The organism is Pseudomonas sp. URIL14HWK12:I5, assembly GCF_900176445.1.
In the GTDB taxonomy this organism is placed as follows: Bacteria; Pseudomonadota; Gammaproteobacteria; order Pseudomonadales; family Pseudomonadaceae; genus Aquipseudomonas; species Aquipseudomonas monteilii.
Window position 1 is genome coordinate 1 of record NZ_FWXQ01000022.1, and the last position, 2047, is coordinate 2047.

A 2047-nucleotide genomic window follows, 5' to 3' on the forward strand; every position below is an offset into this window, starting at 1 on the left:
CACCTCAGGCTCGGCCTGGCCGACTACATGGTCCCGACCCACTTGCTGTTCCTCGAACGCCTGCCGGTGACGGCCAACGGCAAGCTGGACCGCAAAGCCCTGCCCAAGCCCGATGCCAGTGTGCTGCAGGACAGCTACGTGGCCCCGTGCAGCGAGCTGGAACGGCAGGTCGCGGCGATCTGGGCAGACGTGCTGAAGCTCGAAAGGGTCGGCCTGAACGATGGCTTCTTCGCCCTGGGTGGCCATTCGCTGTCGGCCACTCAGGTGATCGTGCGTGTTCGCGAGGCGACAGGCATCGACGCCACCTTGAAGGAGCTGTTCGAGCATCCCCTGCTGGCGGATTTCTCGCGTCGCCTCGAAGAGAAAAATCAGCAAATCGATCCGATTCAGGCAGAACTGGCTAAATCGCTGGAGGCGCTCAAACGTCTAACCACGGAGGAAATTGATGAACTGATTTCATAGGGGATACATCAGTGCAAGCGTTGCTCGACTCCGTCAAATCGTTGTCCACCAAAGAGCGTCACGCTCTGGCCATGCTCCTGAAGCGTCAGGGAATCAACTTGTACGGAGTCGCGCCGATCCCTGCGAGAGCGCCGGGGGAGGCGCTGGCGTTGTCCTACGCCCAGCAGCGGCAATGGTTTCTCTGGCAAATGGACCCCCAGGGCAGCGCATACAACATTCCGGTCGCCCTGCGTCTGAAGGGCGATCTTGACCTTCAGGCGCTGCAGGCCAGCTTCGATGCCCTGATCGCGCGGCACGAAACCCTGCGTACCACCTTTCACCTCGACAGTGACCAGCCGGTGCAGGTGATTCACCCCGAAGCGCCCGTCGAGCTGGTCATCGATACACTCAAGGCAGTCGATGCCGATGCCAGCGCGGCATTGAAGGCATGGGTCGAGCAGGAAGTTCAGCAGCCATTCGACCTGGAGCAGGGGCCCTTGCTGCGGGTCAAGCTGTTGCGTCTGGCGGCGGATGACCATGTACTGGTGCTGACCCTGCACCACATCGTCTCCGATGGCTGGTCGACACCGATCATGGTCGACGAGCTGGTGCGTTTCTACGAGGCCGGCAAGTCCGGGCACGCGCTGCAATTGCCGCCGCTCCCTGTGCAGTATGCCGACTACGCGTTGTGGCAACGGCAGTTCATGGAAGCGGGCGAACGCGAGAAGCAACTGGGCTACTGGACGGCCCATCTGGGGGATGAGCAGCCGGTACTGGAGTTGCCGCTGGACCGCCCGCGCGGTGCAGTGCAGAGCCATGCAGGGGCACGCCTCGACATCGCCATTGCCGATGCGCTGGCAGATTCGCTGAAGCAGTTGGCCAAGCGCCAGGGCGTGACCCTGTTCACCTTGCTGCTGGCAAGCTTCCAGGCGTTGCTGCACCGCTACAGCGGGCAGAACGACATCCGCGTCGGCGTCCCGATCGCCAACCGCACTCGCAGCGAAGTCGAGGGGCTCATCGGCTTCTTCGTCAACACCCAGGTCCTCAAGGCCGAATTCGACCTGAGCACCACCTTCGACGCGCTGGTCGCGCAAGTTCACCAGGCCGGGCTCGGCGCTCAGGCGCATCAGGACCTGCCGTTCGAGCAACTGGTCGAAGCCCTGCAGCCAGAGCGCAGCCTCAGCCATAGCCCGTTGTTCCAGGTGATGCACAACCACGGCAGCGAGGGCAGGGGCCACACGCGGCGCCTGCCAGGCCTGACCCTGGAAGCGCTCGACTGGGAAATCCATACCACCCAGTTCGACCTTGCATTGAACACTGTCGAGCATGAACACGGCATCGGTGCGTTCCTGACCTACGCAACGGCCTTGTTCGATGAAGCCACCATCGCCCAGCTCGCCGGGCACTGGCAGGGCCTGTTGGCCGCCTTCGTCGCCCAGCCGCAGCAGCGCATCGCCGAGCTGCCGCTGTTGAATGCCGCGCAGCAGCAACAGGTGGTCTACGACTGGAACCGCACCCACGCCGACTACCCGCTGGAGCAGTGCCTGCAGCAACTGATCGAGGCGCAAGTCGCCGCCACCCCGGACGCACCGGCGCTGGTGTTTGC

The 2047-nt window shown here is 63.5% G+C and carries 2 protein-coding genes; both read left to right on the forward strand.

Going from position 1 to position 2047, the window contains the following annotated elements:
* Window positions 1–462: phosphopantetheine-binding protein (locus B9A31_RS26815; RefSeq protein WP_256576316.1), on the forward strand; the 462-nt coding region annotated here is incomplete at its 5' end.
* Window positions 463–473: 11 nt separating this feature from the next.
* Window positions 474–2047, forward strand: a 1574-nt coding sequence (locus B9A31_RS26820; RefSeq protein WP_256576317.1) for a condensation domain-containing protein, incomplete at its 3' end; no start/stop codon positions are given.